The organism is Hyphomonas sp. CACIAM 19H1 (genome assembly GCF_003325995.1).
In the GTDB taxonomy this organism is placed as follows: domain Bacteria; phylum Pseudomonadota; class Alphaproteobacteria; order Caulobacterales; family Hyphomonadaceae; genus Hyphomonas; species Hyphomonas polymorpha.
Map to the genome: position 1 here is coordinate 2519658 of NZ_CP016437.1, position 24342 is coordinate 2543999.

General features: G+C 62.6%; 19 protein-coding genes. 8 read left to right on the forward strand and 11 right to left on the reverse strand.

The annotated features are described in order from the left end of the window. Nucleotides 1-64 precede the first annotated feature (64 nt). Nucleotides 65-1318 carry an acetyl-CoA hydrolase/transferase family protein gene (locus BBF93_RS11720; protein ID WP_114106018.1) on the forward strand — a complete coding sequence of 418 codons (1254 nt, stop codon included), beginning with the start codon at nt 65-67 and terminating at the stop codon, nt 1316-1318. A 96-nt stretch (nt 1319-1414) separates the two neighbouring features. Next, nucleotides 1415-2038: a hypothetical protein gene (locus BBF93_RS19535; protein ID WP_162786533.1), complete on the forward strand. Its 624-nt coding sequence runs from the start codon at nt 1415-1417 to the stop codon at nt 2036-2038. Between the two features lie 32 nt (nt 2039-2070). Here BBF93_RS19535 and BBF93_RS11725 read toward each other — a convergent pair whose 3' ends face one another. Then, nucleotides 2071-3240, reverse strand: a complete 1170-nt coding sequence (locus BBF93_RS11725) for a CaiB/BaiF CoA-transferase family protein (protein ID WP_114106019.1) — start codon at nt 3238-3240, stop codon at nt 2071-2073. 12 nt (nt 3241-3252) lie between these two features. Further along, complete coding sequence (locus BBF93_RS11730; RefSeq protein WP_114106020.1) at nt 3253-3654, reverse strand: PaaI family thioesterase; 402 nt, start codon at nt 3652-3654, stop codon at nt 3253-3255. 171 nt (nt 3655-3825) lie between these two features. On the opposite strand from BBF93_RS11730, the gene BBF93_RS11735 reads away from it, so the two are divergent. Then, nucleotides 3826-5280: an NAD-dependent succinate-semialdehyde dehydrogenase gene (locus BBF93_RS11735; RefSeq protein ID WP_199288449.1), complete on the forward strand. Its 1455-nt coding sequence runs from the start codon at nt 3826-3828 to the stop codon at nt 5278-5280. 11 nt (nt 5281-5291) lie between these two features. Here BBF93_RS11735 and BBF93_RS11740 read toward each other — a convergent pair whose 3' ends face one another. The 4 genes from BBF93_RS11740 to BBF93_RS11760 all read right to left on the reverse strand — a co-directional run bounded on the left by BBF93_RS11740 (nt 5292) and on the right by BBF93_RS11760 (nt 12512). Then, nucleotides 5292-6047 (reverse strand): helix-turn-helix transcriptional regulator, encoded by a 756-nt coding sequence (locus BBF93_RS11740; protein ID WP_035601452.1) that lies wholly within the window; start codon nt 6045-6047, stop codon nt 5292-5294. A gap of 302 nt (nt 6048-6349) precedes the next feature. Beyond that, a complete protein-coding gene (locus BBF93_RS11745) occupies nt 6350-6979 on the reverse strand; it encodes a hypothetical protein (protein ID WP_162786534.1) in 630 nt (209 codons plus the stop codon). A 56-nt stretch (nt 6980-7035) separates the two neighbouring features. Then, nucleotides 7036-10329 (reverse strand): amidohydrolase family protein, encoded by a 3294-nt coding sequence (locus BBF93_RS11750; protein ID WP_162786535.1) that lies wholly within the window; start codon nt 10327-10329, stop codon nt 7036-7038. Between the two features lie 23 nt (nt 10330-10352). Further along, entirely contained in the window at nt 10353-12512 is a 2160-nt protein-coding gene (locus BBF93_RS11760) for a TonB-dependent siderophore receptor (protein ID WP_233349106.1), read from the reverse strand. 263 nt (nt 12513-12775) lie between these two features. Between BBF93_RS11760 and BBF93_RS11765 the strand changes: the two genes are divergently transcribed. The 4 genes from BBF93_RS11765 to pruA all read left to right on the forward strand — a co-directional run bounded on the left by BBF93_RS11765 (nt 12776) and on the right by pruA (nt 17285). Continuing rightward, the gene (locus BBF93_RS11765) at nt 12776-13972 is read left to right on the forward strand and encodes a PepSY domain-containing protein (RefSeq protein WP_114106026.1); all 1197 of its coding nucleotides are present in this window, start codon (nt 12776-12778) and stop codon (nt 13970-13972) included. A gap of 57 nt (nt 13973-14029) precedes the next feature. Then, complete coding sequence (locus BBF93_RS11770; RefSeq protein WP_114106027.1) at nt 14030-14989, forward strand: alpha/beta hydrolase; 960 nt, start codon at nt 14030-14032, stop codon at nt 14987-14989. Continuing rightward, a complete protein-coding gene (locus BBF93_RS11775; protein WP_114106028.1) occupies nt 14986-15570 on the forward strand; it encodes an FMN-binding negative transcriptional regulator in 585 nt (194 codons plus the stop codon). The genes BBF93_RS11770 and BBF93_RS11775 overlap by 4 nt, the downstream gene beginning before the upstream one ends. A 104-nt stretch (nt 15571-15674) precedes the next feature. After that, a complete protein-coding gene (pruA, locus tag BBF93_RS11780; RefSeq protein WP_114106029.1) occupies nt 15675-17285 on the forward strand; it encodes an L-glutamate gamma-semialdehyde dehydrogenase in 1611 nt (536 codons plus the stop codon). A gap of 124 nt (nt 17286-17409) precedes the next feature. Here the strand turns inward: pruA and BBF93_RS11785 are convergent, their stop codons facing one another. From BBF93_RS11785 to BBF93_RS11795, 3 genes are all read right to left on the reverse strand, one after another. After that, nucleotides 17410-18366, reverse strand: coding sequence for a phosphatidylserine decarboxylase (locus BBF93_RS11785; RefSeq protein WP_114106030.1), 957 nt, complete (start codon nt 18364-18366; stop codon nt 17410-17412). Beyond that, nucleotides 18363-20249: an ABC transporter ATP-binding protein/permease gene (locus BBF93_RS11790; protein ID WP_114106031.1), complete on the reverse strand. Its 1887-nt coding sequence runs from the start codon at nt 20247-20249 to the stop codon at nt 18363-18365. Before BBF93_RS11790 ends, BBF93_RS11785 begins: the two co-directional genes overlap by 4 nt. Before the next feature lie 103 nt (nt 20250-20352). Further along, complete coding sequence (locus tag BBF93_RS11795; RefSeq protein ID WP_114106032.1) at nt 20353-21090, reverse strand: outer membrane protein; 738 nt, start codon at nt 21088-21090, stop codon at nt 20353-20355. A 253-nt stretch (nt 21091-21343) separates the two neighbouring features. Here BBF93_RS11795 and BBF93_RS11800 point away from each other — a divergent pair, with 253 nt between their 5' ends. Further along, nucleotides 21344-21907: a TIGR00730 family Rossman fold protein gene (locus BBF93_RS11800; RefSeq protein ID WP_035601467.1), complete on the forward strand. Its 564-nt coding sequence runs from the start codon at nt 21344-21346 to the stop codon at nt 21905-21907. A 3-nt stretch (nt 21908-21910) separates the two neighbouring features. Here the strand turns inward: BBF93_RS11800 and BBF93_RS11805 are convergent, their stop codons facing one another. After that, nucleotides 21911-22108 (reverse strand): hypothetical protein, encoded by a 198-nt coding sequence (locus BBF93_RS11805; protein ID WP_035601469.1) that lies wholly within the window; start codon nt 22106-22108, stop codon nt 21911-21913. A gap of 12 nt (nt 22109-22120) precedes the next feature. Further along, nucleotides 22121-24295 (reverse strand): TonB-dependent hemoglobin/transferrin/lactoferrin family receptor, encoded by a 2175-nt coding sequence (locus tag BBF93_RS11810; protein WP_114106033.1) that lies wholly within the window; start codon nt 24293-24295, stop codon nt 22121-22123. Nucleotides 24296-24342 lie beyond the last annotated feature (47 nt).

A 24342-nucleotide genomic window follows, 5' to 3' on the forward strand; every position in this document is an offset into this window, starting at 1 on the left:
CGGCGGCTCTTCTATTGGGCCGCCTTAAAGGCTAACACGGCAGGGCGCCGCCCGGAGACACGCCTTGCCCTTCCCCAGCCTCGCCGATGCCTTCGAGCAGTTCCGCCACCGTCTTCCGGCGCGCGCCCGCCTCTTCATCGGCGGCGCCAGTGGAGAGCCTCTCGGCCTCGCCCGCCTGTTCAAGGCAGATCCGGAGCTCACCAGCGGCCTCACCTTCCTCGGCGCCTGGATCGCGGGCATCAACGTAACCGACTGGGCCGGCTTCCATCATGAGGCCAGCGCTGAAACCATCTTCCTGCCCCCCGCGCAGCGCCCCTCTTTCGAGGCTGGCCGAACCCGCTTCCTGCCTCTCTCCTATAGCCAGGCATGGCACTGGATGGCCGCCACGCCGCTCGATGGCGCCGTCCTGCTCGTCTCTCCGCCCGATGCTGACGGCAACGTCTCCCTCGGCGTCAGCCCGGATTTCTCGCCCCTGATGCTGGCGCGCAGCGGCGTGCCCCTCCTCGGCATCATCAACCCGCAGATGCCCGCCCCCCCGAATTCACCCAAAGTGCCCCTGTCGAAATTTGCTCAGCTGGCGGAGGATGACGCCCCCATCCTGGAGCTTCCCGGCGGCCCGCTCCCGCCCGCCTTTGAAACCATCGCGGGCCATATCGCCGCCCTCATTGATGAAGGCGACGCGCTTCAGTTCGGCGTCGGCAATGTGCAGCAGGCCATCCTTTCCGCGCTGAAAGGCCGCCGCGGCCTGCGCATCTATTCCGGCATGGTGTCAGACCCCGTTCTGGGAATGCTCGACGCTGACCCCACCCTGCGTGTCGACACCGGCGTCGCCACCGGCACGAAAGCCCTCTACGACCGGATGGCCACAGAGCCCCGCGTCCACTTCCACCCCGTCTCGAAAACCCATTTCGCCAGCGCGCTCGCCGCCGTGCCCCGCCTGCGCGCGATAAACTCCGTGATCGAAGTGGATCTCTTCGGCCAGGCGAATGCCGAGTTCATCAATGGCCGCCAGGTGGCGGGGCAAGGCGGCCTAAACGATTTCCTGCGCGGCGCCGCGCTCTCTGAGGGCGGCCTCGCCATCACCGCCCTGATGGCGACGGCCAAAGGCGGCGAAATCAGCCGCATCGTCCCCCGCCTCCCGCCCGATGCCGTCACCGTCATGCGCACGGACATGGATGTCGTCATCACCGAGATCGGCACCGCGCGCCTGCGCGGCAAAAGCATCGACGCCCGCGCCGAAGCCCTGATCTCGATTGCCGATCCGCAGCACAGGCCCATGCTAGCCGAGGAGTGGGAAGCTATGCGGCGGCGGATCTAAGCGAAAGGGGTTTGCCGAACTCCTAAACCGAATTTCTACTTTGCAACTTCCATCCCTAGAGTACTCAGATAATATTATCTGATCACGGGGGCTTAAATGGACGACGCAACTATATTTTTAGGAAGCGCACTTTTGGGCGGCGCCCTTGGATTTTTTGTAGGTGGTTGGCTCAAACAAATTGATCTGTGGAGAGAGGGTGAGAAACAGCGTAGAGAAGATGCACGCAGATTGAAGCAGACTTATCAAGATATCGAGGAGCGTGAAAAGAAGATCAAATTTGTATTGGCTCATTACGCTCGTGATCGAATTTTAGCGCTTCTAGAGTCACCTCAATATGAAGCAAAAACGCTCGACCAATGCTTGGATTTAGCGGGGAGTTTAGACGTAGACTTCCCTGAACCTAATCTACCTTGGGCACCCCCTGCACGCCAACTTCTAACGTCATGGCCAGCGAATGATAGATGGGGGAAAACAGAAACTCTATCCATCAGCAGGCTGCAAGAAATCTCCGATGCATCAGAGGCATTTGTGGATGCATGCGAGTATGTAACTTATGACGAAGCTAGAGAGTTCGTAGCTTTTATGAGTTTAGGCACTTCAGAGACACTTGAGCAAGTTTCCAAAAGGATAAAGGCTGATGGGCACATCCAAGTATCAGCGATCCTCAAAAGAGAACTAAAGTCGCATCAGTCCAACTACTCAGAAGATGACTTTGAGTGAAAGTTCGCGCTTTTGGCTGCTTATAAGGAAGTCTAGATCACCCCCCGCGCCTTCAGCGCCGCCGCCTCTTCCGCGCTCAGACCGGCCTCGCGCGCAATCGCCTCAGAATGCTCACCATAGGCCGCCAACTTCGGGCTGGGCTCGGGCGGCTCCTTGGCAAAGCGGATCGGCGGGCCCACATGCCGGTTGCCATCCGCGTCGGTGAACACCATACCGCGCTCTGCCGTAAACGGATCATCGAACGCTTCCTTCAGATTGCGCACCGCCGCCCAGCAGCAATCCACCGGCGCCAGGAACGCCTCCCAATGGGCCTGCGTATTGCCGGCGAAAGTCTCGCGGAAGAAGGCCTTCAGGGGTTCCTGTTCATCGCCGGGCGGGATCTTCGCATAGGGGAGCAGGTCCACCCGCCCCAGGGCGGTGAGCAGGTTCTCTGCAAACTTCACTTCCGAGCCACCGATCACGATGAACCCGCCATCCGAGGTCGGATAAATCGAATTCATCGCCGCCCCGCCAAAGCTGCGCATCTTCTTCGGTTCGGGCGCCGCGCCCTTGCCAAAGGTCGGCCCCAGCACGTTGGGCGTCCAGGCAATCGCCGCGTCATACATCGACATGTCGATATAATCGCCCTCGCCCGTCTTCTCGCGCCGGTAAAGCGCCATCAGGATCGCCGACAGCGCCATCAGAGAGGCGGAGGCATCTGCAAACGGCACAGGCGGGGGCGCGGGCTGTCCATCGCTGAGGCCGCGCCCCAAATCCATCAGCCCCGTCATCGCCTGCACCACCAGGTCATGCGCGGGCTTCTGCACATGCTGCCCTTCCTGCCCGAAGGCAGAGATGGAGCAGTAAACGATCTTGGGGTTGCGCGCCGACACCGCTTCGTATCCCACGCCGAGGCGCTTCACCACGCCGGGCCGGAACGCCTCGACAAACACGTCGGCTTCCTCGGCGAGCTTCAAGAGCAGCTCAACGCCCGCCGGATCTTTCAGGTTCAGCTTCAGGCTCCGCTTGCCGCGCGCCACATTGCGAAACCACACAGTCGTCCCGTCCGGCGCCCGCTCGCCAATCTCGCGCACCGGCTCGCCCACGCCATTGGCCGGCTCCACCATGATCACGTCGGCCCCATGATCGGCCATCATCATCGTCATGTGCGGCCCCGGCAGGAAAGCCGAGAGATCGAGAACCTTGAGACCGTCGAGTTTCATGCGCGTTCCTTCTTACAAATTCATCTGAGACTGGGTGGTCAGCGCAACTAGCTTGCCCGCCTCCGTTTCGATCCGCGTCTGCCAGACCTGCAGCCGCCGGCCAACACTTACCGGCGCGGCAGTTGCCGTCAGAACACTGCCCACGGGCGCCGCCGCGATCAGGTTGGTCTTGCTCTCGGTCGTCGTCGTCATCTTGGCCTCGGGCGGCAGGCTCAGGAATGCCCCGATCGCGCCCACGCAATCGGCCAGCGTCATCAGGAACCCGCCATGGGCAATCGCGCCCGCCGTGCAGTGCGCCTCGCCCACGGTCACGCGGCCGATCACCGCCTCCCGGTCGGCCAGAACCAGCTCCAGCCCGATCGTCTTCGCAAACGGCATCGATGCCGCCAATGCCTTGAGATGTGTGTCGGTCATACCTGTCCTCGTCCTGTCAATTATGTGTCCGGATTTGTCCAAACTTGTCCGGGAATTGTCCCGGTTTGCCGGTGTGTGTCCACCCGCTGACACGGGTCGTCCTGCATTGCCGGGGGAACTATAAGGGCGCGCAACTGTTGGATAAGTCCCGCCGGAGATGTGCCCATGCCCCTGAAACTCAAGGATTCCTCCCTCCTCAAAACGGAGGCTTTTCTCGCCGGAGAATGGACCCCCGCCAATTCCGGCCAGACCTTCGATGTCACCAACCCCGCCACCGGCGAAATCCTGGCAACCGTCCCCAAAATGGGCGCTGGCGAAACCCGCCAGGCGGTCGATGCGGCCGCCGATGCCTTCCCCGAATGGTCGGGCCTGCTGGCCGAAAAACGCGCGCGCATCCTGCGCCAGTGGTTTGATCTTCTTATGAAAAATCAGGCAGACCTCGCCGCCATCATGACCGCCGAACAGGGCAAATCCCTCTCCGAAGCCAAAGGCGAAATCGCCTATGCCGCCTCCTTCATCGAATGGTTTTCCGAAGAAGCCCGCCGCACCTATGGCGACATCATCCCCAGCCATAATCCCGCCGCCCGCATCCTCGTTACCCACGAACCTGTCGGCGTCACAGCCGCCATCACCCCCTGGAACTTCCCCGCCGCCATGATCGCCCGCAAGGCTGGCGCCGCCCTTTCCGTCGGCTGCACCATGGTTGTGAAACCCGCCTCCGCCACCCCGCTGACGGCCCTCGCCATGGCCGAACTGGCCAGCCGCGCCGGCATTCCCGCAGGTGTGTTCTCAGTCATCACAGGCTCTGCCGGAGAGATCGGCAGCGAGCTGACCAGCAACCCGAAAATCCGCAAGGTCAGCTTCACCGGCTCCACCGAGACCGGCAAGAAACTGATGCAGCAAAGCGCCACCACCCTCAAACGCCTCAGCCTGGAGCTCGGCGGCAACGCCCCCTTCCTCGTCTTCGAGGATGCCGATCTGGATGCGGCCGTCGAAGGCGCCATCGCCTCGAAGTTCCGCAATTCCGGCCAGACCTGCGTGTGCGCAAACCGCTTCCTGGTGCACGATGGCATCTATGATGCCTTTGCCGAAAAGCTCACTGAAGCAGTCAGAAAACTCAATGTCGGTAACGGGATGGATGAAGGCATCGACCAAGGCCCGCTGATCAATGAAGATGCTGTGGAAACCGTCAAAGCCCATATTGAAGACGCCCTCCTCAAGGGCGCCCGCATCGAACTCGGCGGCAAGCTCCACAAGCTTGGCGGCACCTTCTTCGAGCCCACAGTCCTTACCGATGTGCCTGCCACCGCCCGCATTGCGCGCGAGGAAACCTTCGGCCCTGTCGCCGCCCTCTTCCGCTTCGGGGATGAGGCAGAGGCCATCGCCATGGCCAATGACACAGAGTTCGGCCTCGCCGCCTACGCCTATACCAAAGACCTCGCCCGCGCCTTCCGCGTCTCCGCCGCGCTCGACTATGGCATCGTCGGCATGAATGAGGGGCTGATCTCCACCGCCATCGCCCCTTTTGGCGGGCGCAAGGAAAGCGGTTTTGGCCGCGAAGGCTCAAAGTATGGCGTCAGCGATTATCTCGACATCAAATACACGCTGATGGGCGGCCTCGGCTAAAGCCTGAGCTCTCAGAACGAATACCGGCTTGGCGAGACACCGAACGCCCGCTGAAACATCGCGCAGAAGGCGCTGGCGCTGTCATAGCCCACATCCATCGCCACGCTGGTGACGCTCGATCCGGTGGACAGCAGAGACAGCGCCTCCAGCAACCGCACCTGCTGGCGCCACAGGGCAACCCCCATCCCCGTCTCGCGCTTGAATGCGCGGGTAAAGCTGCGCCGGCTCATGCCCGCAATGTCGGCCCATTGGTCAATGTCGCGCTGGTCGGAGGGGTTCTCGATGATCTCGCGGCATACGCGCACCAGGCGCGGATCGGTCGGCATTGGGGCGGCATAGGGCACCTTGGGCGAGGCCAGCAGCTCGCTGATGAGCAGGCTGACAATCTGTCCCTCCCGGCCCTGCAGGTCGTAGTCATGGTCAAACTGCGTCACTTCCAGGATCAATGCCCGCAACAACTGGCCCACCTCGACGATATGACAGTCCGGATCATCCCGCTCATATCTCGGATCGATGTAGAGCGTCCGCAGCGATACCGGCCCCCGGCAGGAAACCTCATGTTGCACCTGGCTGGGAATCCACACCGCCCGCTGCGGCGGGATCACGAAACTCGTCTTGTCCGTCACCACCGACATGACACCCGAGCAGGCATAGAGCAGCTGGATGCGCTCATGCGAATGCGCAGTATCGACAAAGCCGGAAGGATATTCATCTGCCAGCGCAACCACCGGGCGGCGGCTGAGATCGAGTTGATGGGTGCTTTTCATCCTGTCCTCTCGGGACTGCCGTAACACCCGCAAATGATGCCACCGTCCGCTGATGTGACAAGATGATGACTGGCCGCGTGGCCCAAAAAAGAAAAAATATGACCTAATGAAACTTCTCGGGCCAAAAAGGCGGCATCGCCTGCTTAAAGCATGGTCGGACCGCCCTCGCCCGCCGGCAGCCAGAGCCACCGGCGTGCAGGCGCCCCTTTTAGCGGATAAACGCCAGGCTGATGCCCGCGGCGATCCCGGAATTGCGGAAGGATGTCATCTCTCCATTCCCGAAACGGTGAGCGAAGGACGCCTCATCGGCGGTATCGGCCCGCGAAGAAACCGAACTCCACAAATTCGGAAACCGGCCGCGCCGCCGCCAGTTCAATCCCGGCATAGGAGCGATGGGCCGAATCGTCCCCCGGCTGCACAAATCCTGCCCGGCCGATGGCCGACAGCGTCCAGTCGCCCAGCGCCCATTCCGGCCCGGCGGCAAACTCCAGCCCCCAATCCTTCAGATCCGTATCATAAAAACCGATCAGCGTCGGCGCGAACGGCGCCTCCAACGTGACTGCGCCCACCACTTCGAGGCTCGAATCTGCGTCTTCCCCAGGATAGGTCAGCCAGTTGGCGGAAACATCGGCGCTGTAGCCGTGTCCGCCCCAGGCCACGCCGAGGATAAAATCGGCCTCATCCTCAAACGCCGCCCGCTGATCGCCCACGGGCAGCAGGCGGTAAAAAGCTCCGTAGACGGTTGCTTCCTGAACATCGATCTCGATACCGGCGCCGAATTCGAGCGTTTGGCGGCCGATCTGTTCGCCGCGATCATGCAGCGCCGAAACAGCGCCGATGTCCATGAATATGCGTTTCTCGCTAGCCTCCGCAGCCAATGGCCCTGCGGCCATCAGGGTCGTTGCAGACAATAGTGTGCGTGCAAGGGTCACTTACGTTCCTCCTGTAGACGTTTTTCTCTAGATTTTCCGGGGCGGTGGCGGCCGCCTCAGTGCTTCGCTGTCGCCTCGGCTTCAGCAAGTGTCCCTGGCAGATAGAGCCGCCCGTTTTTCATCACATACCGGATGTCGAGCGTGTTCTTTATGTCCGCCAGCGGATTGGTGTTGAGGATCACAAGATCCGCGAATTTTCCCGGCTCGAGGCTGCCCAGCGCGGCCTCCCGCGCAATCGTCTGGGCGCTGCCCATGGTGGCGGCCCAAAGCGTCTCACCGGGCGTCCATCCGCTCTCGACATAGGCCTGCATTTCCCATTGCGTGCCCAGACCCGGAATATCGCCATGCGCGCCCAGGCCCACTACGCCGCCGGCCCGGTGAACCTTCAGGGCGCTGGCGCCCACCATCCCGTAAGTGTAGTCGCAGAAGGGCGCAGGCGCAGCATTGGCAAAGCGCATTTCACGAAACCATTCCGGCACGAAATCAGCATATTTGGGGTCGTTAAGGGCGTCATTTCGCTGCATGAAAACCCGGTCCGCCGGTAGGCCGTCATGCGTGATCATCAACGTCAGCGTGCTGCTTGTCCCGCTGCGCGCATAAAGCCCCACAAAATCCTTATACTGATCGATGGGCGGGATACCGTGTTCCACACCGGAGAATCCGTCCAGAATGCCCGTCAGACCAAACCGGTAAGACAGTGCGCCCTCGGTTGTTGCCGACAGGCCCAGCTCATTGGCCGCCTCGGCCACCCATTGACGCACACGCCGGTTGCCGGTGCGATACTGCTTCAGGTTCGACAGGCGGTAATAATCCCGGTAGCGGCGAAGCACGGAGAGAACCTCTTCCTTGCTCCGGAAGTCATTGAAATCAAAAATCGCCGGGCCGGTCGTGTAGAGGCGCGGCCCCAACACATTCCCTGTCTCGACCAGATCCTGATAGGTCAGCATGTCGATGGAAAGGGAGGAAGGATCAAACACAGTGGTAATGCCGAAGGCAAGGTTCGTCTTCAGGCCCCACACATCGAAATCCAGAACATCCCGGCGGATGTCGGCCACATGGTAATGCGCATCGATCAGTCCAGGGATGATATATGCGCCCGCCACATCCACGATGGAATCCCCCGCCGCCGCGCGGATATCCCCGGCGGGCGCTATCTGCACAATCCGGCCATCCTCGATCAGGATGTCGGCATTCTCCAGCATGGCCTCCGGCGCGGCGCGGTCTGCCATCGTCACGACATGGCCGCCTTTCAGCAACACACGCCCCCGGGGCTCATCGCGCGCGGCCGTAACGGAAATGTCCAAGCGCCCCGCCGCCGCTTCCGCCCTACCGCGCTCGAAAGTCACATCCGCCAGCGCGATCCGGCGCAGCGTCGCCCCCAGCGCCCAGTAGATCTCCTGTCCGTCTGCGCTCCAGCCAAAATAGTCCGCGCCAATATCCGTCAACTGAACATGTGGCCCGGCTGGCCTTGAAAGATCGAACGTCCCGCCTGCATCATCCAGCTTGTAGAGATGTAACTGCTGGCCAATCTGCGCCAGCGCCCAGGCGCCATCGGGGGACACGCGCAAATCATCCGCCGGCGCCGGGCCTTCGGAGAAATACCAGCCTGGCCCGACGGCCTGCGTCACCCCACGCCGCGCGCCATCTTCCAGCAATATCGCCTCTACGCCCGCACCAGTGTTGATCAACACCTCGCCTGCCCCAGCGGAAAAATGCGGCGTTCCGCCCATCCGTCCCGTCGCCAGCACACGCACGGGCGCCCCATCCAGCGGCATCAGAACCAGTTCGCCGTCCCGCCACTGGCCATATTCCATATAGGTCCGCCGCCGCGCCTCTGCGGGTGAGCGTACTGCGATGAGCGCTGTCCCGTCCGGGGTAAAAACAGGATGCGTATAAAACCCCGCTTCGGAGCTGATCCGGCGCGCGCCGCTGCCATCCGCTGGCGCGATCCACACCGCCCCGCCCGCATCCTTCGTCCAGCTCACAAATGCCAGCGCCGCCCCATCCGCAGACCAGGCGGGATGAAATCCGGTCTCGCCTTCTGCCCGCACAGCCCGCGGCGCGCCGCCGTCCAGCGTCTGCACATAAAGCCGCCCCAGCGCCGTGAATGCCAGCGAACGGCCGTCGGGCGAAAGCGCGGGAGACTGGATCAGCCGCGCACGCACCTCGCCCGTCTCGATCTGCGCCGGATGCCGCCCCAGCGGCCCCAGCGCCTGATCTATATCCGCCGTAAACGGAATTATTTCTGCTTTTCCGCCATCCAGCGGAATGCGATCAATGCGCCCCTGCCGGTTGAGGAAGATGGAGTGTCCGTCTGCCGAGAAATCATAGCGCGCAATCGCGTCATTGGTCAGCGCGGCCAGGATGGCGTCCGGGTCTGTCTCGGCCAGCACCTGCCCAGCGCCGGTCTCCAGATGAATCATCTTGAGCTGCGACACGCCCTCGCGCCGGTCTCCGAAAACGAGATATTTGCCATCCGGAGAGATGGCCGGCCGGAAGCGCGGCAAGGTGCTCTCCCCCGCCTTTCCGGCGGGCAGCACAACGGTTTCCTGCCCCGTGTCCAGATCAAGTTTCACAATGCCCCAGGCCGCGAGCGCGTTGAACGCGGGATGGCCATTAGACAGCGAGGAAAGATAAATCGCCCGGCCATCAGGCGTAAACCGCGCGCCGAGCGAACTGACGGCCCCTTCCGAGCCATCGCCCGCCCGCGTAGACCGCAGCACCTCGCCCATATCGCCCTCAACTGGCCGGAACCGCCAGAGCTCATAGGCATTCCGGTCCGCCCAGAAGCGCGTGACGATCAGGCTCTGCCCGTCCGGCGCCCATTCGGGAGAAACAAAAACCGGATTGTCGTCATACAGACTGATCTGACGCAGATTACCGCCCTGCGCGTCCATCAGCCAGAGATTCTCCGCGCCGGACCAGTCACTGACAAACAGGATCGTCTGCCCATCGGGCGACCAGACCGGCTGCGAGTCCATCGCCATGCCGGAGGTAAGCCGCGTTGCCTTCCCCCCGCCAATGGGCAGCGTGTAGATGTCGCCCAGCATGTCAAACACCAGCGTCTCGCCACGTGGCGAGACATCCAGCGACAATTGCGAGCCTTCATGAGTTTCAAACGAAATCTGCCGCGCGGCACGCATCGGCAGCGTCTGTCCAGGCCGGGCGAGCGGCATATCCTGCTTGCCCGTCACGCCTGCTGTGTAAGACCGCGCCTCCTGGGGCGGGGTCTCTGCCTCCTGCGCCGGTGTTCCCGCGCAGGAGGACAGGCCGAGGATGAGCGCCGCCGTCATTAGGCGTGCACGAAACGAAGCGGCGCTCCGGCATCCCTCTGGCGTGAACTTCTTCATGCGGCGCTCACTCAGTTTACGGATCAGAACTTGCGCGTCACCGTTGCAATCACCTGCCGGCCCGCGCCGTAGGTACAGTTTGCAACACCAGCGCAGCGGGCAACATATTCCTCATCGAAAATGTTGGACCCGTTGATGGCAAAACGCCAGTTCTGGGTGTCGTAGCGGATAACCGCGTCAAACAGCGTCGAGGCTTCGCCGGTATAGACGATGGGCGCAAACGGGCCGGGCAGGCCGCCCTGGCTCTCGCTCGTATAGCGCACGCCCCCACCGATACCGAGGCCAGCCATCGGGCCTTGCACGAACGTCCAGTCGACAAACAGCGAGGCCTTGTCCTTCGGCGTTACGGGCAGTTCGGCGCCCACTTCCTGCGGCGTGGAGCTGGCCAGCACTTCGCTGTCCGTCCGGCTGTAGGAAGCGTTGATCGAGAGCTGGTCGTTGATCCGGCTGACGAGTTCCACCTCGAAACCGTTGACCTCCACTTCGCCCGTCTGCTTGCTGGCAATCGGGGTCGGCGAGCCAACCGCCGAAACGATGTTGTTCTGGTTGATCTGATAGACAGCCGCCGTCAGCAGCAGGTCCACGCCGTCCGGCAGGCCGCGCGCATCATACTTGATGCCTGCTTCCACCTGTTCACCCTCGCTCGGCTTGAAGGTCTCGCCCGTGTCGACATCCGACCCCAGCACCGGCTCAAACGAGGTCGCATAGCTCACATAAGGCGCAAGGCCGCTGTCGAAGATATAGTTCGCACCCACCCGATAGGTGAAGGCGTCTTCGCTGAGGTCAAAGCCCGTGAGATGGTTCTTCACCTTCACATCGTCGTACCGCCCGCTCAGCGTGACGTAGAGATTGCCGTAGCCGATATGATCCTGAACATAGAGGCCGGAATGCTTCAGCGTCTGGTCGTTGTACGGGGTCGGATAGCCCGGCTTGTAGCTCGCCTGCGGCGGGTAGGTCGGGTTGAACGCATCAATCGTGCCGGCAAACACAAATCCGAAGCCAGCTTCATTCTCCGCCTTGCGATAATCATAGCCCGCAATCAGGTCATGAGTCAGCGCGCCGGTAGTGAAGTCGATATCCAGCCGGTTATCGGTGGTAAACCCGTCAACATCTTCCTTGTACGCATAGTTATACTGCTGAATGGTGCGGTAATAGCTGGGATCGCTCGGGTTTGTCGTGTTGATGAACCCGCCGCCGCCATAGAACAGCGTCGAAGACCGCTCGGCATACCGGCTGACGCGGGTATTGGAGATAAACCTCACATTTTCATTGAAGGCATGGACCAGCTCATACCCGATGCCCCACTGATCGCGGTCATACCGGTTGTTCGGGTTGCCGAGATTGGTCGTCGGGCCAATCTTTCCGTTCGGGTTCGGCTCCAGCGTGCCAGCCACCGGCAGATAGCCATTGGTGTCGCCGTTCACCGCGTCAGACTGGAAATAGCCCAGCAGCGTAAGATCCGTGGACGGCGTGATATTCCAGGTCAGCGCCGGCGAGATCAGGCTCCGGTCGGAGCTGACGAGATCACGAAAGGTCTCGCGGTCGCGGTAAAGGCCCGTCAGGCTATAGCTGAAGCTTTCGCCCAGCGGCCCGGCCACAGTACCGGCCACCTGCTTGTAGTCCTGCGTGCCATACTTGATGGCCAGCTCACCGCCAAACTCATCCGATGGGCGGCGCAGCGACAGGTTGTAAAGGCCGCCCGGCGGGGAGTTACCATAAAGCGCCGAGGCCGGCCCCTTGAGTAGCGAGAAGGTCTGGAAGGCATAAAGGTCGAGGCCAACGCTGGAAATCGTCGTCGTCGCCGGAACAGCCAGTCCATCGATATATTCCCGCGGGCGGAAACCACGCGCCGAGATGAAGTCAAAGCGCAGATCCGGGCCGTAATTCTCGCCAAACGCGCCGGCGGTGTAGCGCACAGCCTGCTGGGCATCGATGAAGTTCAGAAGGTCGATCTGGTCGCGCGTGACGATCGACACCGATTGCGGCGTCTGGATCAGTGGAATGTTGGATTTGTTGGCCGTGGCGCCATCCTGAGGCACGTACTCTGGCGCGATCACGATGATGGTTTCCTGAACGCTGGCAGCGTCCTCTCCGCCTTCCTGCGCGATGGCAGACGGCGCCAGCATCACAAGCCCTGCGGCCGCGCCGAGAAGCGTTGCCCTGAAATATTTTCGATGTCCCATCTGTCGATGTCCTTGCATCATGACTTGCACCCCTGCTGCGTCTTTATTCGCCCAATGCGAACTGGTGCCATCGATACCATTGCGCCAAAATCCTGTATTTCGGCTTCGGGTCTGGAGTTGTCCCTAATTGGCCAATCTGTGTGAGGCGGCCTTCCCCTTGGCCCTGCGGACCCGATTGAGGTATTTTTCGACCCGGCGCATTATGGCTGTTTCCAACCACCCCTCCTATCGTCCCGGTTGAAGAAGTGCAGGAGGGCGGGCCGATGGCCGAAGCGGCAACCAAGAATACATGGCTGGTGCTCCACCGCTGGTTTGGCATCATCACAGCCCTGTTCCTGTTCATTGCCGCCCTCACCGGCAGCATCCTCACCGCCCGCTCCACCTTGGACCGGTGGGCGAACGGCGATCTGTTCACCTATGATGGCAGCGCCGCAGACCGTCTGCCGCCCATCGAGGCGGTCGCCCTTTATGAAGCGGCCAACCCGGGTATCCAGGTCACCGGTTTTCCTCTGAGTGCAGATGAAACGGAAAACATCCTCATCACGGTGGCGCCCAAACCTCGTGAAGCCGCGCTTGATTATGACGAGGTCTTCCTCAATCCGGCCACCGGCGAAGCTGCCGGTATGCGCAGCACCGATCCGGGGCTGAACAACCGCCAGCTCATCCCGCTGATCCTGGAGTTGCATTATAATCTTCTGGCAGGCGATGCCGGCCGCATTTTCATGGGTTTCGTCGCGCTCGGATGGCTCATCAGTTCCGGCGTCGGCCTCTACCTCACTTTCCCGAGGAAGGGCCCCTTCTTCAAAAATTGGTGGCCAAGCTGGGTCTACAGCCCGAAACGCTCGTTCGCCCGCCAGATGCTGGACATTCACCGCGCCAGCGCGCTGTGGCTCTTCCCTTTCCTTTTCATCCTGGCGTTCACTTCCGTCACGCTGAACTTCTTCGATGAATTCTGGGACCCGTTCGCCACCACGGTAGCGCCACTGGAAAAGTCCCTCTTCCATCTCGATGCGCCGTATCCAGACGGCACAACGCCAGCAATGAGCTATGCCGACGCGCTCGCCCTGTCGCAGGCGCAGGCCGCCGCCGAAGGCATCGCCTGGAAGCCGGCCACCATGCTCTATTACCAGAACTGGAACCTCTACGGCACCACCTTCAGCGACACCGGTGACCTCAACTACAAATATCTCGGCCCCATCTACTACTATTTCGACGCAGCCACCGGCGACTGGATCCACGAAGTCAATCCCTACACGGACAGCGCAGGCCTGGTGATGATCCGCGCCGTCTATCCGCTTCATTCCGGCGAAATCGGCGGCGGCCTTGCGGTGTTCTTCGTCTTCATCCTGGGACTCGCCACGGCAGAGCAATGCTTCACCGGCATCTGGGTGTGGCTGAAGAAGCGCGGCCCTCGCATCGCCGCCAAACGCAAAGCCCACGCCGCCGCCACCAGCGCCTGATCCGCGCCGCCCGGCCTGTCCGCCCCCACGCCCACCTAGCATAGAAGAGTATCCCCCATGAGCGTTTCGCCCCTGTCCCGCACGGATGATGTTGATCCGGACGTGCGCCGCTTCATACAGCGCACCGGGGCAGATTTTGCCGCGCTCGCCGCCGTGGCCCCGCCCACCACGATCACCCGCCGCCGTGAAATCTGCGAGCAGGTGCGCGCGCCCTGGGCCCGCGGCGGCCCGGATATGGCCGAAACCCGGATGGTCCAGTTCGGGTCAAATGGCGTGCGCGCCCGCATCCACATCCCGCAATCGGGCGCCGGCAAGGGCACGCTGATCTATCTGCATGGCGGCGGCTGGACCGTGTTCAGCATCGACACGCATGACCGGCTGATGCGCGAATATGCAGACCGCACCGGCTGCGCCGTTGTCGGGCTGGACTATGCTCTGTCTCCGGAACACCGTTTCCCGCGCGCGCTGGAAGATGTGGAAGCCTGTCTGTCCTGGCTGCGCGTCGATGGCGCCGCGTACGGGCTATCCACCGGCCGTATCGCACTGGGCGGGGACTCCGCCGGCGGCAACCTCTCCCTCGCCACCGCCCTGCGCCTGCGCGACCGGGGAGAGCCCCTGCCCGACGCCCTGCTCCTCAACTATGCCGCCCTCGATACCGATCCGCGCCCCTCCTACAAACGCTATGATGGTGACCATTACATGCTCACCACAGACGAGATGCGGGACTTCTGGATCAGCTATCTCGGCAAGCCATCTACGGATGATCCCTATGCCCGCCCGCTTCTGGCAGACCTGGCCGGCCTTCCGCCCGTGCATCTCTGCATAGCCGAATGCGACATCCTCACCGACCAGAATACGGAACTTGCCGCCCGCCTCGAGGCGGCGGGTGTCGAGGTCTCCGCCATGGTCTATAAAGGCGCCACACACAGCTTCCTCGAAGCGGTCAGCATCTCCGCCTGCGCTGGCCGCGCCCTTCAGGATGCGTCGGATTGGCTGGCCGGAATCCTCAACGCATGAGCGCGCAATTTTCATCCGTTCCGCAGGCGGACATCCTCCGCTTTGCAGCGGAAAATCCGCTCGCCTGGGTCGTACCCACCGCTGCCCCAGCTGATGCTATCCTGATGCCGCTCCTGATGGAGACAGATGCGGCAGGCACGCCCCTATCCCTCCTGGGCCACCTGCCGCGCTCTGCTCCACTGATTCCCCGGCTATGGGAGAATCCCAAAGCCACCTGCCTCTTTCTCGGCCCCCATGCCTATGTCCCGCCTGGCTGGATTTCCAAGCCCGGCTGGGCGCCCACCTGGAATTTCGTCTCCCTCAAGGTCACCGGCGCCATCACGCTCGACGACGCCTTCACTGAGCCTGCGATCCATGCCCTTGTCACGCATATGGAAACCCACAACGGCTCGGGCTGGACCGCCGCCGAAATCGGCCCCCGCTTCGACAGCCTGCTGCAGGGCATCATCGGATTCCGTATGCAGATTGATTCGCTCCACCCCCGCTTCAAGACCGGCCAGGACGAGTCCGGAACCTCACGCGCCGAAATACACGCCGCCCTGGAAGGCCACCCGCTCCAGGCTTGGATGAAGATGCCTTGACGCCGCAGGCAAATCTGGCCCGATCGCGCAACGAAACGTCCCTACCCGGAGGGCCCTCCGCCTGCCCCGCTGCTAGTTTCGCCAATAAAGTCGAGGCAGCCATCATGACCCTTCCCCAGAACCAGCCCGTCCGCAGCTTCGCCCCCGGCACGCCCGAGCGCGCGAGCCTCATGGCCGAGATTGATCTGCAGCGCGCCAATCCGCGCCGCGTCCTCCCCGTCATCAACGGCCGCAAGGTCGACACCGGCACCGCCACAGAGATGCGCGAGCCGCATGCTCATGCCCGCAGCCTTGGCAGCTATGCTTCGGCGGGTGCGCCCGAGGCAGAGGCCGCCATTAACGCGGCGATGGCCGCGCGGCACGATTGGGCGCGCATGCCCGCCGCCTCGCGCCGGAACGTCTTCCTGCGCGCGGCAGAATTGCTCGCCGGTCCCTTCAATGCCCGCCTCCTTGCCGCCACCATGCTGCAGCAGAGCAAGACCGCCTATCAGGCGGAGATCGATGCCTCCTGCGAGCTGATCGATTTTCTCCGCTTTAACGTGGCCTTCTCCGAAGAGATCGAGGCGATGCAGCCGCTTTCCTCTGCGGCAGAGCTGAACCGGCTGGACCATCGCCCGCTCGATGGCTTCGTTTTTGCTGCCTCCCCGTTCAACTTCACCGCCATCGCCGGTAACCTCTCCCTCGCTCCGGCGCTGATGGGCAACACGGTCGTCTGGAAACCGTCCGAACGCGCCGTATATTCGGCGGCCTTCCTGATGGACCTGTTCGAGGCGGCCGGCCTCCCGTCCGGTGTCATCAACATGCTCCCGGCGGAAAATCCCGCCCCCATTGGCGAGGCCGTACTTGCCAGCCCGCATCTCGCCGGCGTGCATTTCACCGGCTCCACGGCCGCTTTCGACCGTATCTGGCGCGCCACTGGCGCGAACGTCTCCAACTACCGTTCCTATCCCCGCCTTGTAGGGGAAACCGGCGGCAAGGATTTCGTCTTCGCCCATGCCTCTGCCAATGTCGATGCGCTCGTCACCGCCCTGGTGCGCGGCGCGTTCGATTATCAGGGTCAGAAATGCTCCGCCGCCAGCCGCGCCTATATCCCACTCAGCCTCTGGAAACCGGTCACCGAACGCCTCGCCGATACCGTCAGCAGCCTGACCATGGGTGACGTTTCAGACTTCCGGAATTTCATGGGTGCCGTGATCGACCAGCGCGCCTATCAGCAGATCTCCGGCTTCCTCGACTATGCCGCTACCGCGCCCGGCCATCGCAAGCTTGCCGGCGACTCCCCGTCAGACAATCAAGGCTGGTTCATCCCGCCCACGGTCATCGCCTGCGATGATCCCAGGTCCCGCCTGATGACGGATGAAATCTTCGGCCCCGTCCTCGGCCTCTATGCCTATCCGGATGGCAAGCTCGCTGAAACCCTCGCCCTGGTGGACCAGTCCACCCCTTACGCCCTCACCGGCGCCATCTTTGCGCAGGACCAGGCCGTCATCGACCAGCTCTCCCTCGCCCTGCGCGACGCGGCTGGGAATTTCTACATCAATGACAAACCCACCGGCGCCGTTGTTGGCCGCCAACCCTTCGGCGGTGGCCGCCGCAGCGGCACCAACGACAAGGCGGGCAGCCCCTTCAACCTCCTGCGCTGGTCCTCCCCCCGTACCGTCAAGGAAACCTTCGTCGCCCCTGTCTCCCACCTCTACCCGCACATGGCCGGCTGAACCTGTCCGGATTTGTCCTTGGAGCGCCGTTGGAGTTTTTTGGAGGTTTCCGGAAAAAGCTCCAACGCCGCCCACGCGCTGCCGCAAACAAAAACCCCTCCGTCGCCGGAGGGGTTTTCAGGTTTCAGTCGCCTTCGCCGTGTTTTCGGGCCGCTTCCCTCAGACGCGCAAAGATCGCCGCCGGGTCTTCCGGTGCTAATACTTCATCAGGCTCGGGATAATCATCCTCATAGAACTCGCCGAGAACGGCATCAGCCTCATCCTCGGCCGCTTCGGCAGGCGCGCTCACCCCGCCTGCCGCTGCCACCGCTGCGGCTGCCACCATCTCCCGCTGGGCTTGCGGGGCCGGCGTCGCGGCGCCCGAGAAGGCCGCTTCTGCATCTTCATAATCTTCCGACACCGAAGAGCGGAAATGCGCAATCACGGTTTCCCCGCCGGTCAGCGTCTGCCCGGCCCAGACATGCGTGCGGATGTCGGCGGGCAGATACACATCACACCAGCCGCCGAGCCGACGCGTGCCGAAGCTCCGCCCCAAGCGCACCACATCGCCATGGTCCACCGCCAGCTCGATCCGGGGGCCCAGCCCGCCGGTCGTCAGCACGATGCCGGCCTGCTCGCCCTGGCTTTCAAAGGTCACATAGGCCCGCGTCAGCCCTTCCTGGTCGGGCTTGGGAGAGATCGGCTGCCCCGGCTCGCCCTGCTGCAGGGACACGATCTCCACGCCCCCGGCCATCGGCGCATAGAGCTTGTTGGCAGAGACCGGCGATGACGCAATCCGCACCCGCACAAGGCTCTCGCCCTTCAGGCGCAGCGCGGCGGGCGCGTCGCCATAGCCGACCGAAACCACCACCCCGTCGCACGGCGCCACCACCCCATAGGCGAGGTCAGGTGGCGTGCGCTTGGCCCAGCGCCCGGCGGCCAGCGCGATCACCATCGCGGCAAAGCCGATCCAGAACAGCGGCGCCCAGATCCAGCCCAGCAGCAGCGCCGCCAGGAACGCCCCGGCAGCGGCGGCCACGGCCTCCCAGTCAAACACGGTCTTCATCCAGGGCAGCGACTGGCGCTCGAAATCATCGCTCATCGGCTCGCCTCCTCTACAGGTCTGTTTTCGCTGAGAAGTTCAGCGGGTTCGGCGCGGTGCGCCTGACGATGCCACATATCAGCATATTTGCCGCCTTTTGCCAGCAGCCCCTCATGCGTTCCACGCTCCACAATCCGGCCTGCCTCCAGCACGATAATCTCGTCGGCCGAGATAACCGTGGACAGCCGGTGGGCGACCACCAGCGTTGTCCGGCCAGTTGAAGCCTCTTCCAGCGCCTCCTGAACGGCGGCTTCCGTGGCGCTGTCGAGGGCGCTGGTCGCCTCGTCCAGCACCAGGATCGCCGGGTTCGCAAGGATCACGCGGGCAATGCCCACGCGCTGTTTTTCCCCGCCCGACAGCTTCAGCCCCCGCTCGCCCACGCGCGTGTTCCAGCCATCGGGAAGGCTTTCGATGAAAGTCAGAAGCTGCGCGCGGCGGGCCGCCTCGCGCAGCTCCGCTTCGGTCGCTTCCGGGCGCGCATAGGCAATGTTGGCGCGCAGCGTGTCGTTGAACAGCACCACATCCTGCGGCACGAGGCCCAGCGCCGCCCGCAGCGATTCCTGCGTCAGCCCGCGCACATCCTGCCCGTCCACCTTCACCGCGCCCGCATCCACATCATAGAAGCGGAACAAGAGTTTCAGCAGAGTGGATTTGCCCGCGCCGGAGGTGCCGACAAAGGCCACCTTTTTCCCCGGCGCCACGTCAAAGCTCACGCCCGAAACGCCCACCGCCCGGCCTTCATGGCTGAAGGCCACATTCTCGAAGGTCACATGGCCCTTCGGCGCCGACAGCGCCTTAGCATCGGGGGCGTCCTGCACTTCCGGCACCATACCCATCAGGCCGTGCAGCTTCTCCAGATCCACCGCGCCCTGCTTGATCTCCCGCCAGGCCCAGCCAAGAATGTTCAGCGGCGCATAGAGCGACAGCAGCATCAGCATCACCGCCGTCAGGTCGCCAATCTGCATCGTGCCCTGAATGACGTTCCAGGCTGAGAGCACCATCACCGCCAAGAGGCCCAGGTTCATCACCAGCGCCTGCACCGTGTTCAGCACATACATGCTGCGGTTGGTGTCCACATAATGCCTGTTGTAATTGGCCATCGCCTCGTCAAACCGGCGGGTTTCGCGGGTTTCGGCAGCGAAGGATTTCACGGTTTCGAAATTTGTGAGGATGTCGATCGCCGTGGCACGGAAATGCGTATCCGCCTCATTCATCTTCCGGCGCTGGCGCACGCGCCACTCAGTGATGATCACCGTGCTGACAACGTAAAGCGCTATCGTCGCCACCGCGATCAGCGACAGGCGGATGTCATAGGCAATGCCAAGGGCCACCGAAGCCAGCACCAACCTCACCAGCGTCGGCCCAATGTTGAACGCCAGAAAGCGGATCAGATAGTCGATGGCGCTGGCGCCCCGTTCGATGATGCGGTTCAGCGCCCCGGTGCGCCGGGTCTGGTGAAAGCCCAGCGACAGCGCGAGAGAATGGCCGAACGCATCCACACTCGCCACCCTTTGGGCGTCCTGGCTCACTGGGGAGAACAGCCAGTCCCGCACCTGCGGCAGGGCGGCGGCGGCAAAGCGCAGGGCCAGTCCATAGGTCAGCCACAGCGCCGCCGTTGCAAAGTTCGCCGCCACGCCCCCCTCCGGCACGGCCTGGTTGATCGCATGGCCCATTACCAGCGGCGAGACGACCTCGAGCACCGAAGCGGCAAGTGTGATGATTACCGCCAGTGCCATCACCGGCCGCCATTTGGCGAGTTCCGGCCGGCCCAGCAGGGTCAGAATGCGTAAAATGGATTTCCACAGCCCGCCATCAGCGCTGTCGATACGGTCATGGTTTTCGGGCGCCGGAACGGCAGCATTTGGCGGGCTCATGCCTGCCATATGGCGCTGTTTGGGGCGAAGTGAAACCCGGCCTTGCGTGTAACGGCCAAAGGAATGCCCCGGCTGTCGCCAGCCGGGGCACGGATCGCCGGAACAGGACGGCTCAGAAGTGGAAATTCACGCCTGCGCGCAGCACATCAAACTCGGTATCGATGCTGGCCCGGCCAATCGTGCCGTCCGAATAGGACGTATCGAAACTGCCGCTGCCAAGATCTACCCGGGAGTATTCACCGCGCACCGAAATCCGGTCCGTCATGGCAAACTCTGCCCCGGCGCCATAGATCCAGCCGGTTCGATTGGAGCTAGCGCTATCGCGGATTTCACCGCCAGCCACGCGGTAGTTCCGGTCGAACTCGACCTTTCCATAGGCGATACCGCCTGTGCCGTAGACCAGCAGGCGGTCAAACGCATAGCCCGCGCGTGCGCGGGCGGTCGTGAAGTAATCGACGCCAAATTTCAGGTCTGTGAAGCCATCGGGATTGTTGGCCGCTCCGCCCGGCGCGTTCGGAATGGAAATCGTGGAGCTGATGTCTGACGTTTGCAGATCCAGTTCACCCCCCAGCACCAGACCACCATTCTGGACGTTGTAGCCCCATTGGACGCCCCCAACGAAGCCATCACCGCTGAAACTGCGATTGGTTGGGAAAGTACCGCCTGCCAAGGGCGCCGGGAAGAAACTGGTGGCCGGATCGACCTCCAGAACAGCGCTTAGATCAAAATCAGCCTTACGCCCCTCCCCCGCATTGATGCCGCCATACCAGCCGCTCCAGTCATGCGACTGGGCATATGCTGCAGGCACGCCAAAAACGGCGACTGCCGCGCACAAAACGAGTTTCTTCATATTACTGCCTTTCGGATGCGGGACTGCCGCCTTGGCAACAGACCTCGGTTCCCTCCCCAGAAGGCGCTACGTGCTGGGTCTCAGATTGGATCGCCTCACGGGATGCCTCCGCATCCAAGGTGTGGCATTTTGGTCACAGCGTGATACGCCTGCCAATTGGCAGGCACGGCCCCATCGCGTGAGAAAGCGGCTGGCGAAGCGGCTCAAGGCCTCCTATCACTTAGGGGAAAGAATGAGCCGAGAGACTGATAAAATGACAAAAATTCGCTCGATCTGCGTCTATTGCGGCGCCTCAGACGCGGTGGACCCGCGCTATATCCGGCTGGCCGAAGAGCTTGGCCGGGAACTCGCCCGGCGGGGTATCCGCCTCGTCTACGGCGGCGGCGGCGTCGGCCTGATGGGCGCCTGCGCCCGCGCCGCGCATGAGGCTTCCGGCGATGTGCTGGGCATCATGCCCCGCTTCCTCCTGCAGAAAGAACGCATCTACAAGGATGTCGAACACCGCATCGTCGACGACATGCACACCCGCAAGCAGATGATGTTTGACGAGTCCGAGGCCTTCATCGTGCTGCCCGGCGGCATTGGCACGCTGGAAGAGGCGGTGGAAATCCTCTCCTGGGCGCGCCTTGGTCTGCACGCCAAGCCCATGGCCTTTCTGGATGAGGACGGTTTCTGGTCGCCCTTCTTTGAACTCCTTGAACGGATCATCGAAGGCGGGTTCATCCCTGATGAGTTCCGCCAGATGATGGTTCACAGCAAAACATCCAATGACGCAATCGAGGCCCTTTTGGACCGCGTCGTAGTGCTGGATATCTGACCGTCAGCCGTGATGGCGCATGCCGGGATCGAGCCGTTCAAGCTCGGCATGCAGCCATTGATGATGCTGTTCCAGCCGTGAGACCGCCTCAAGATCGGTCTCGTTGCGGCAGACAAGTTCCTCGCGCCAGGCTGAAAGCACTTTCAGCTGCGACCGCAACCAGCATAGCATCTGGCTGTCATCAATGGGCATGCAGATCATGGGGCACTCCTTTTACTGACCAAACTGCCAGGACAAAGCGATCTTGAAGTTCCGGCCAGGCTCTGACACGCCTTCAAAGACGCGGTCGTAGTCATGGTCGAAAATATTATCGATACCGGCATCGATACGCAGGTTGGGCGCAAATTGCGGCCGCCAGGAACCATAAAGGTCCAGGACCACATAGCCCGCCCGTCGCTCGGCCACCATCAGGCTGCTACCGGAAAGCGCGCGGCGCTCGAACTCGTCCGCCACCTGAATGCGCGTGCCAATGCGGGTATTCCAACTGGTCAGTTTGATGCCGGTATCGAGTGTCAGGCGGTCGGGCGTCAGCGTGCCGAGGTCTTCGCCCGTGGCGGTATCGGTGCCCTCAATTGTTGAAAGCGTTGCTCGGGCAAACCAGAGCAGCGCATCATAGGAGGCCTCCGCCTCCCAACCTTCCAGGCTGGCGCCGGCAATGTTGGCGGAGTTGGTGCTGCCCGCCGTACACGGAAAGAAGGAAGGCCCAACAAAGCAGGTGGGATCATAGGAAAAATCGACCGTCAGGTTGATGAGGTCAGAGACATCGCTCTCGAAATAAGAAATCTTTCCCTGGAAGCGGTCTTCCCGGGTGAGCACATTCCGGAAATCGAGACCGAACCCCACTTCCACCGTCTCGCTCGATTCCGGCTTCAGATCCGCATTTGGCACGAAGTTATTGTTCACGAAGACAAACCGCCCGAGCGCGGGATTGAACAGCGTCGGGTGGGGCACCGAAAAGTGGACGCCATCGAGATAAAGTTCGTTGATGGACGGCGCGCGAAAACCCTCCGCATACGACGCATAAAGGCGCAGCCATTCGACCGGCGCATAGCTCGCCCCCAGACGCGGCGACAGTTTGTCATCCGATGCCTTGTCGGGGCTGAGATCGGACGAGCTTTCAAACGAATCGTGCCGGATGCCGGGAATGACGATCAGGCGCCCCGGCAAGCCGAACGGGCGCTCAACTGCGGCTTCGGCCTGAACAAAGATACCTGCAAACTCAGCGCTGCCGTTGGGCACGCCGCCGCGAATGCCGCCGGCGGCCGTCGAATCCGTACCCGTCTGGCTGTCCTCATACCAGTCGCCGCCAACCGTCAGCGTGGTCTCGACCGGCCCCAGCAGGAAGCGGGAGGCATTGCGCAGGCTGACGCCCGTCGTCTCGATTTCCCGCAGGGTCGTGCGCGGAACGGTGGCGTCAAACTCATCCACACCGGTGGTGGACTGGTAGACGGTGAGCTTTGCGTCAATCAGGTCCGATGACGGATTATACCGCACCGCGCCGCGCCACAGCTCACTGCTGATGTCCTTGTCGACATCCCGGTCAAGCGTGGCGTCGCCCGTACCCAGTGTGCCCTGGCCATTATTCGGCTCGATGGCATTGTTGCTGAATTTCTGCCAGGCAATTTCCCCGGACAAAGCATCGGTGAACTGATAGCCAAGCTTGACGATTCCCGTGGTAATTTCGTCATCCGATGGAAGATCAACGCCCGACCCGAGCCCAATATCCCCGGACCGGCGGAAGCCGAGACTGGCAAGCGCGTCCAGATTGCCTGACCTGCCATAGACGGTGGCCGAGCCGAGCCATTCCTCATTGACGCTCTGATAGGCCGTGCGCAGCCGGCCGCCGAAGCTTTCGCCCTCGCGCAGCAGGTCTGCCGCATTGACCGTCTCGAAGGCGAGCACGCCGCCAACCGCGCCCGAACCGTAAAGCGCCGACGCCGGGCCGCGCACCACTTCGGCCGTGCGCACGAGTTCGGGATCGAGGAAGAAGCTGCCATCATGTGCGGAGCTGAAAGACTGGCGGGCGCCGTCGAGCAGGACGAGGACATTCTCGCGCCCAAGGCCGCGAATGCTGGGCGTCTCGCCCGTGCGGCGCGGACCGCCGCTGAACTGAAGGCCGGGCACATCGCGCAACAGATCTGACATGGCGCTCGGCTGGATCAGCTCCAGCGTGTCGCGCGAAATGACGGTGACCTGTCCTGGATAATCAAACACTGGCAAGGGGTTGGACGTGCCATAGACCGTGACGGTCTCTTCCCGCTGTTCGGCCTCTTCGGGTGCCTCCTCGGCCAGCGCCGGGAGGGCGGCGAAGGCGAACACGGCCGCAGACAGCAGCAGGCGCGGGCGGCGGCTGCGGCAGGAACGGGCGGGGAAGACATTGGGGAACATGGAGGCACCTTGGAATGTTGCGAATGATTCTCAATACTTCTTTTCGC

Coding starts and splice junctions, on each gene's coding strand:
- BBF93_RS19535 (WP_162786533.1), top strand. CDS start 1,415: ATGGACGACGCAACTATATTTTTAGGAAGCGCACTTTTGGGCGGCGCC.
- BBF93_RS11725 (WP_114106019.1), bottom strand. CDS start 3,240: ATGAAACTCGACGGTCTCAAGGTTCTCGATCTCTCGGCTTTCCTGCCG.
- BBF93_RS11730 (WP_114106020.1), bottom strand. CDS start 3,654: ATGACCGACACACATCTCAAGGCATTGGCGGCATCGATGCCGTTTGCG.
- BBF93_RS11740 (WP_035601452.1), bottom strand. CDS start 6,047: ATGAAAAGCACCCATCAACTCGATCTCAGCCGCCGCCCGGTGGTTGCG.
- BBF93_RS11750 (WP_162786535.1), bottom strand. CDS start 10,329: ATGAAGAAGTTCACGCCAGAGGGATGCCGGAGCGCCGCTTCGTTTCGT.
- BBF93_RS11760 (WP_233349106.1), bottom strand. CDS start 12,512: ATGGGACATCGAAAATATTTCAGGGCAACGCTTCTCGGCGCGGCCGCA.
- BBF93_RS11765 (WP_114106026.1), top strand. CDS start 12,776: ATGGCCGAAGCGGCAACCAAGAATACATGGCTGGTGCTCCACCGCTGG.
- BBF93_RS11770 (WP_114106027.1), top strand. CDS start 14,030: ATGAGCGTTTCGCCCCTGTCCCGCACGGATGATGTTGATCCGGACGTG.
- BBF93_RS11775 (WP_114106028.1), top strand. CDS start 14,986: ATGAGCGCGCAATTTTCATCCGTTCCGCAGGCGGACATCCTCCGCTTT.
- pruA (WP_114106029.1), top strand. CDS start 15,675: ATGACCCTTCCCCAGAACCAGCCCGTCCGCAGCTTCGCCCCCGGCACG.
- BBF93_RS11785 (WP_114106030.1), bottom strand. CDS start 18,366: ATGAGCGATGATTTCGAGCGCCAGTCGCTGCCCTGGATGAAGACCGTG.
- BBF93_RS11790 (WP_114106031.1), bottom strand. CDS start 20,249: ATGGCAGGCATGAGCCCGCCAAATGCTGCCGTTCCGGCGCCCGAAAAC.
- BBF93_RS11795 (WP_114106032.1), bottom strand. CDS start 21,090: ATGAAGAAACTCGTTTTGTGCGCGGCAGTCGCCGTTTTTGGCGTGCCT.
- BBF93_RS11800 (WP_035601467.1), top strand. CDS start 21,344: ATGACAAAAATTCGCTCGATCTGCGTCTATTGCGGCGCCTCAGACGCG.
- BBF93_RS11805 (WP_035601469.1), bottom strand. CDS start 22,108: ATGATCTGCATGCCCATTGATGACAGCCAGATGCTATGCTGGTTGCGG.
- BBF93_RS11810 (WP_114106033.1), bottom strand. CDS start 24,295: ATGTTCCCCAATGTCTTCCCCGCCCGTTCCTGCCGCAGCCGCCGCCCG.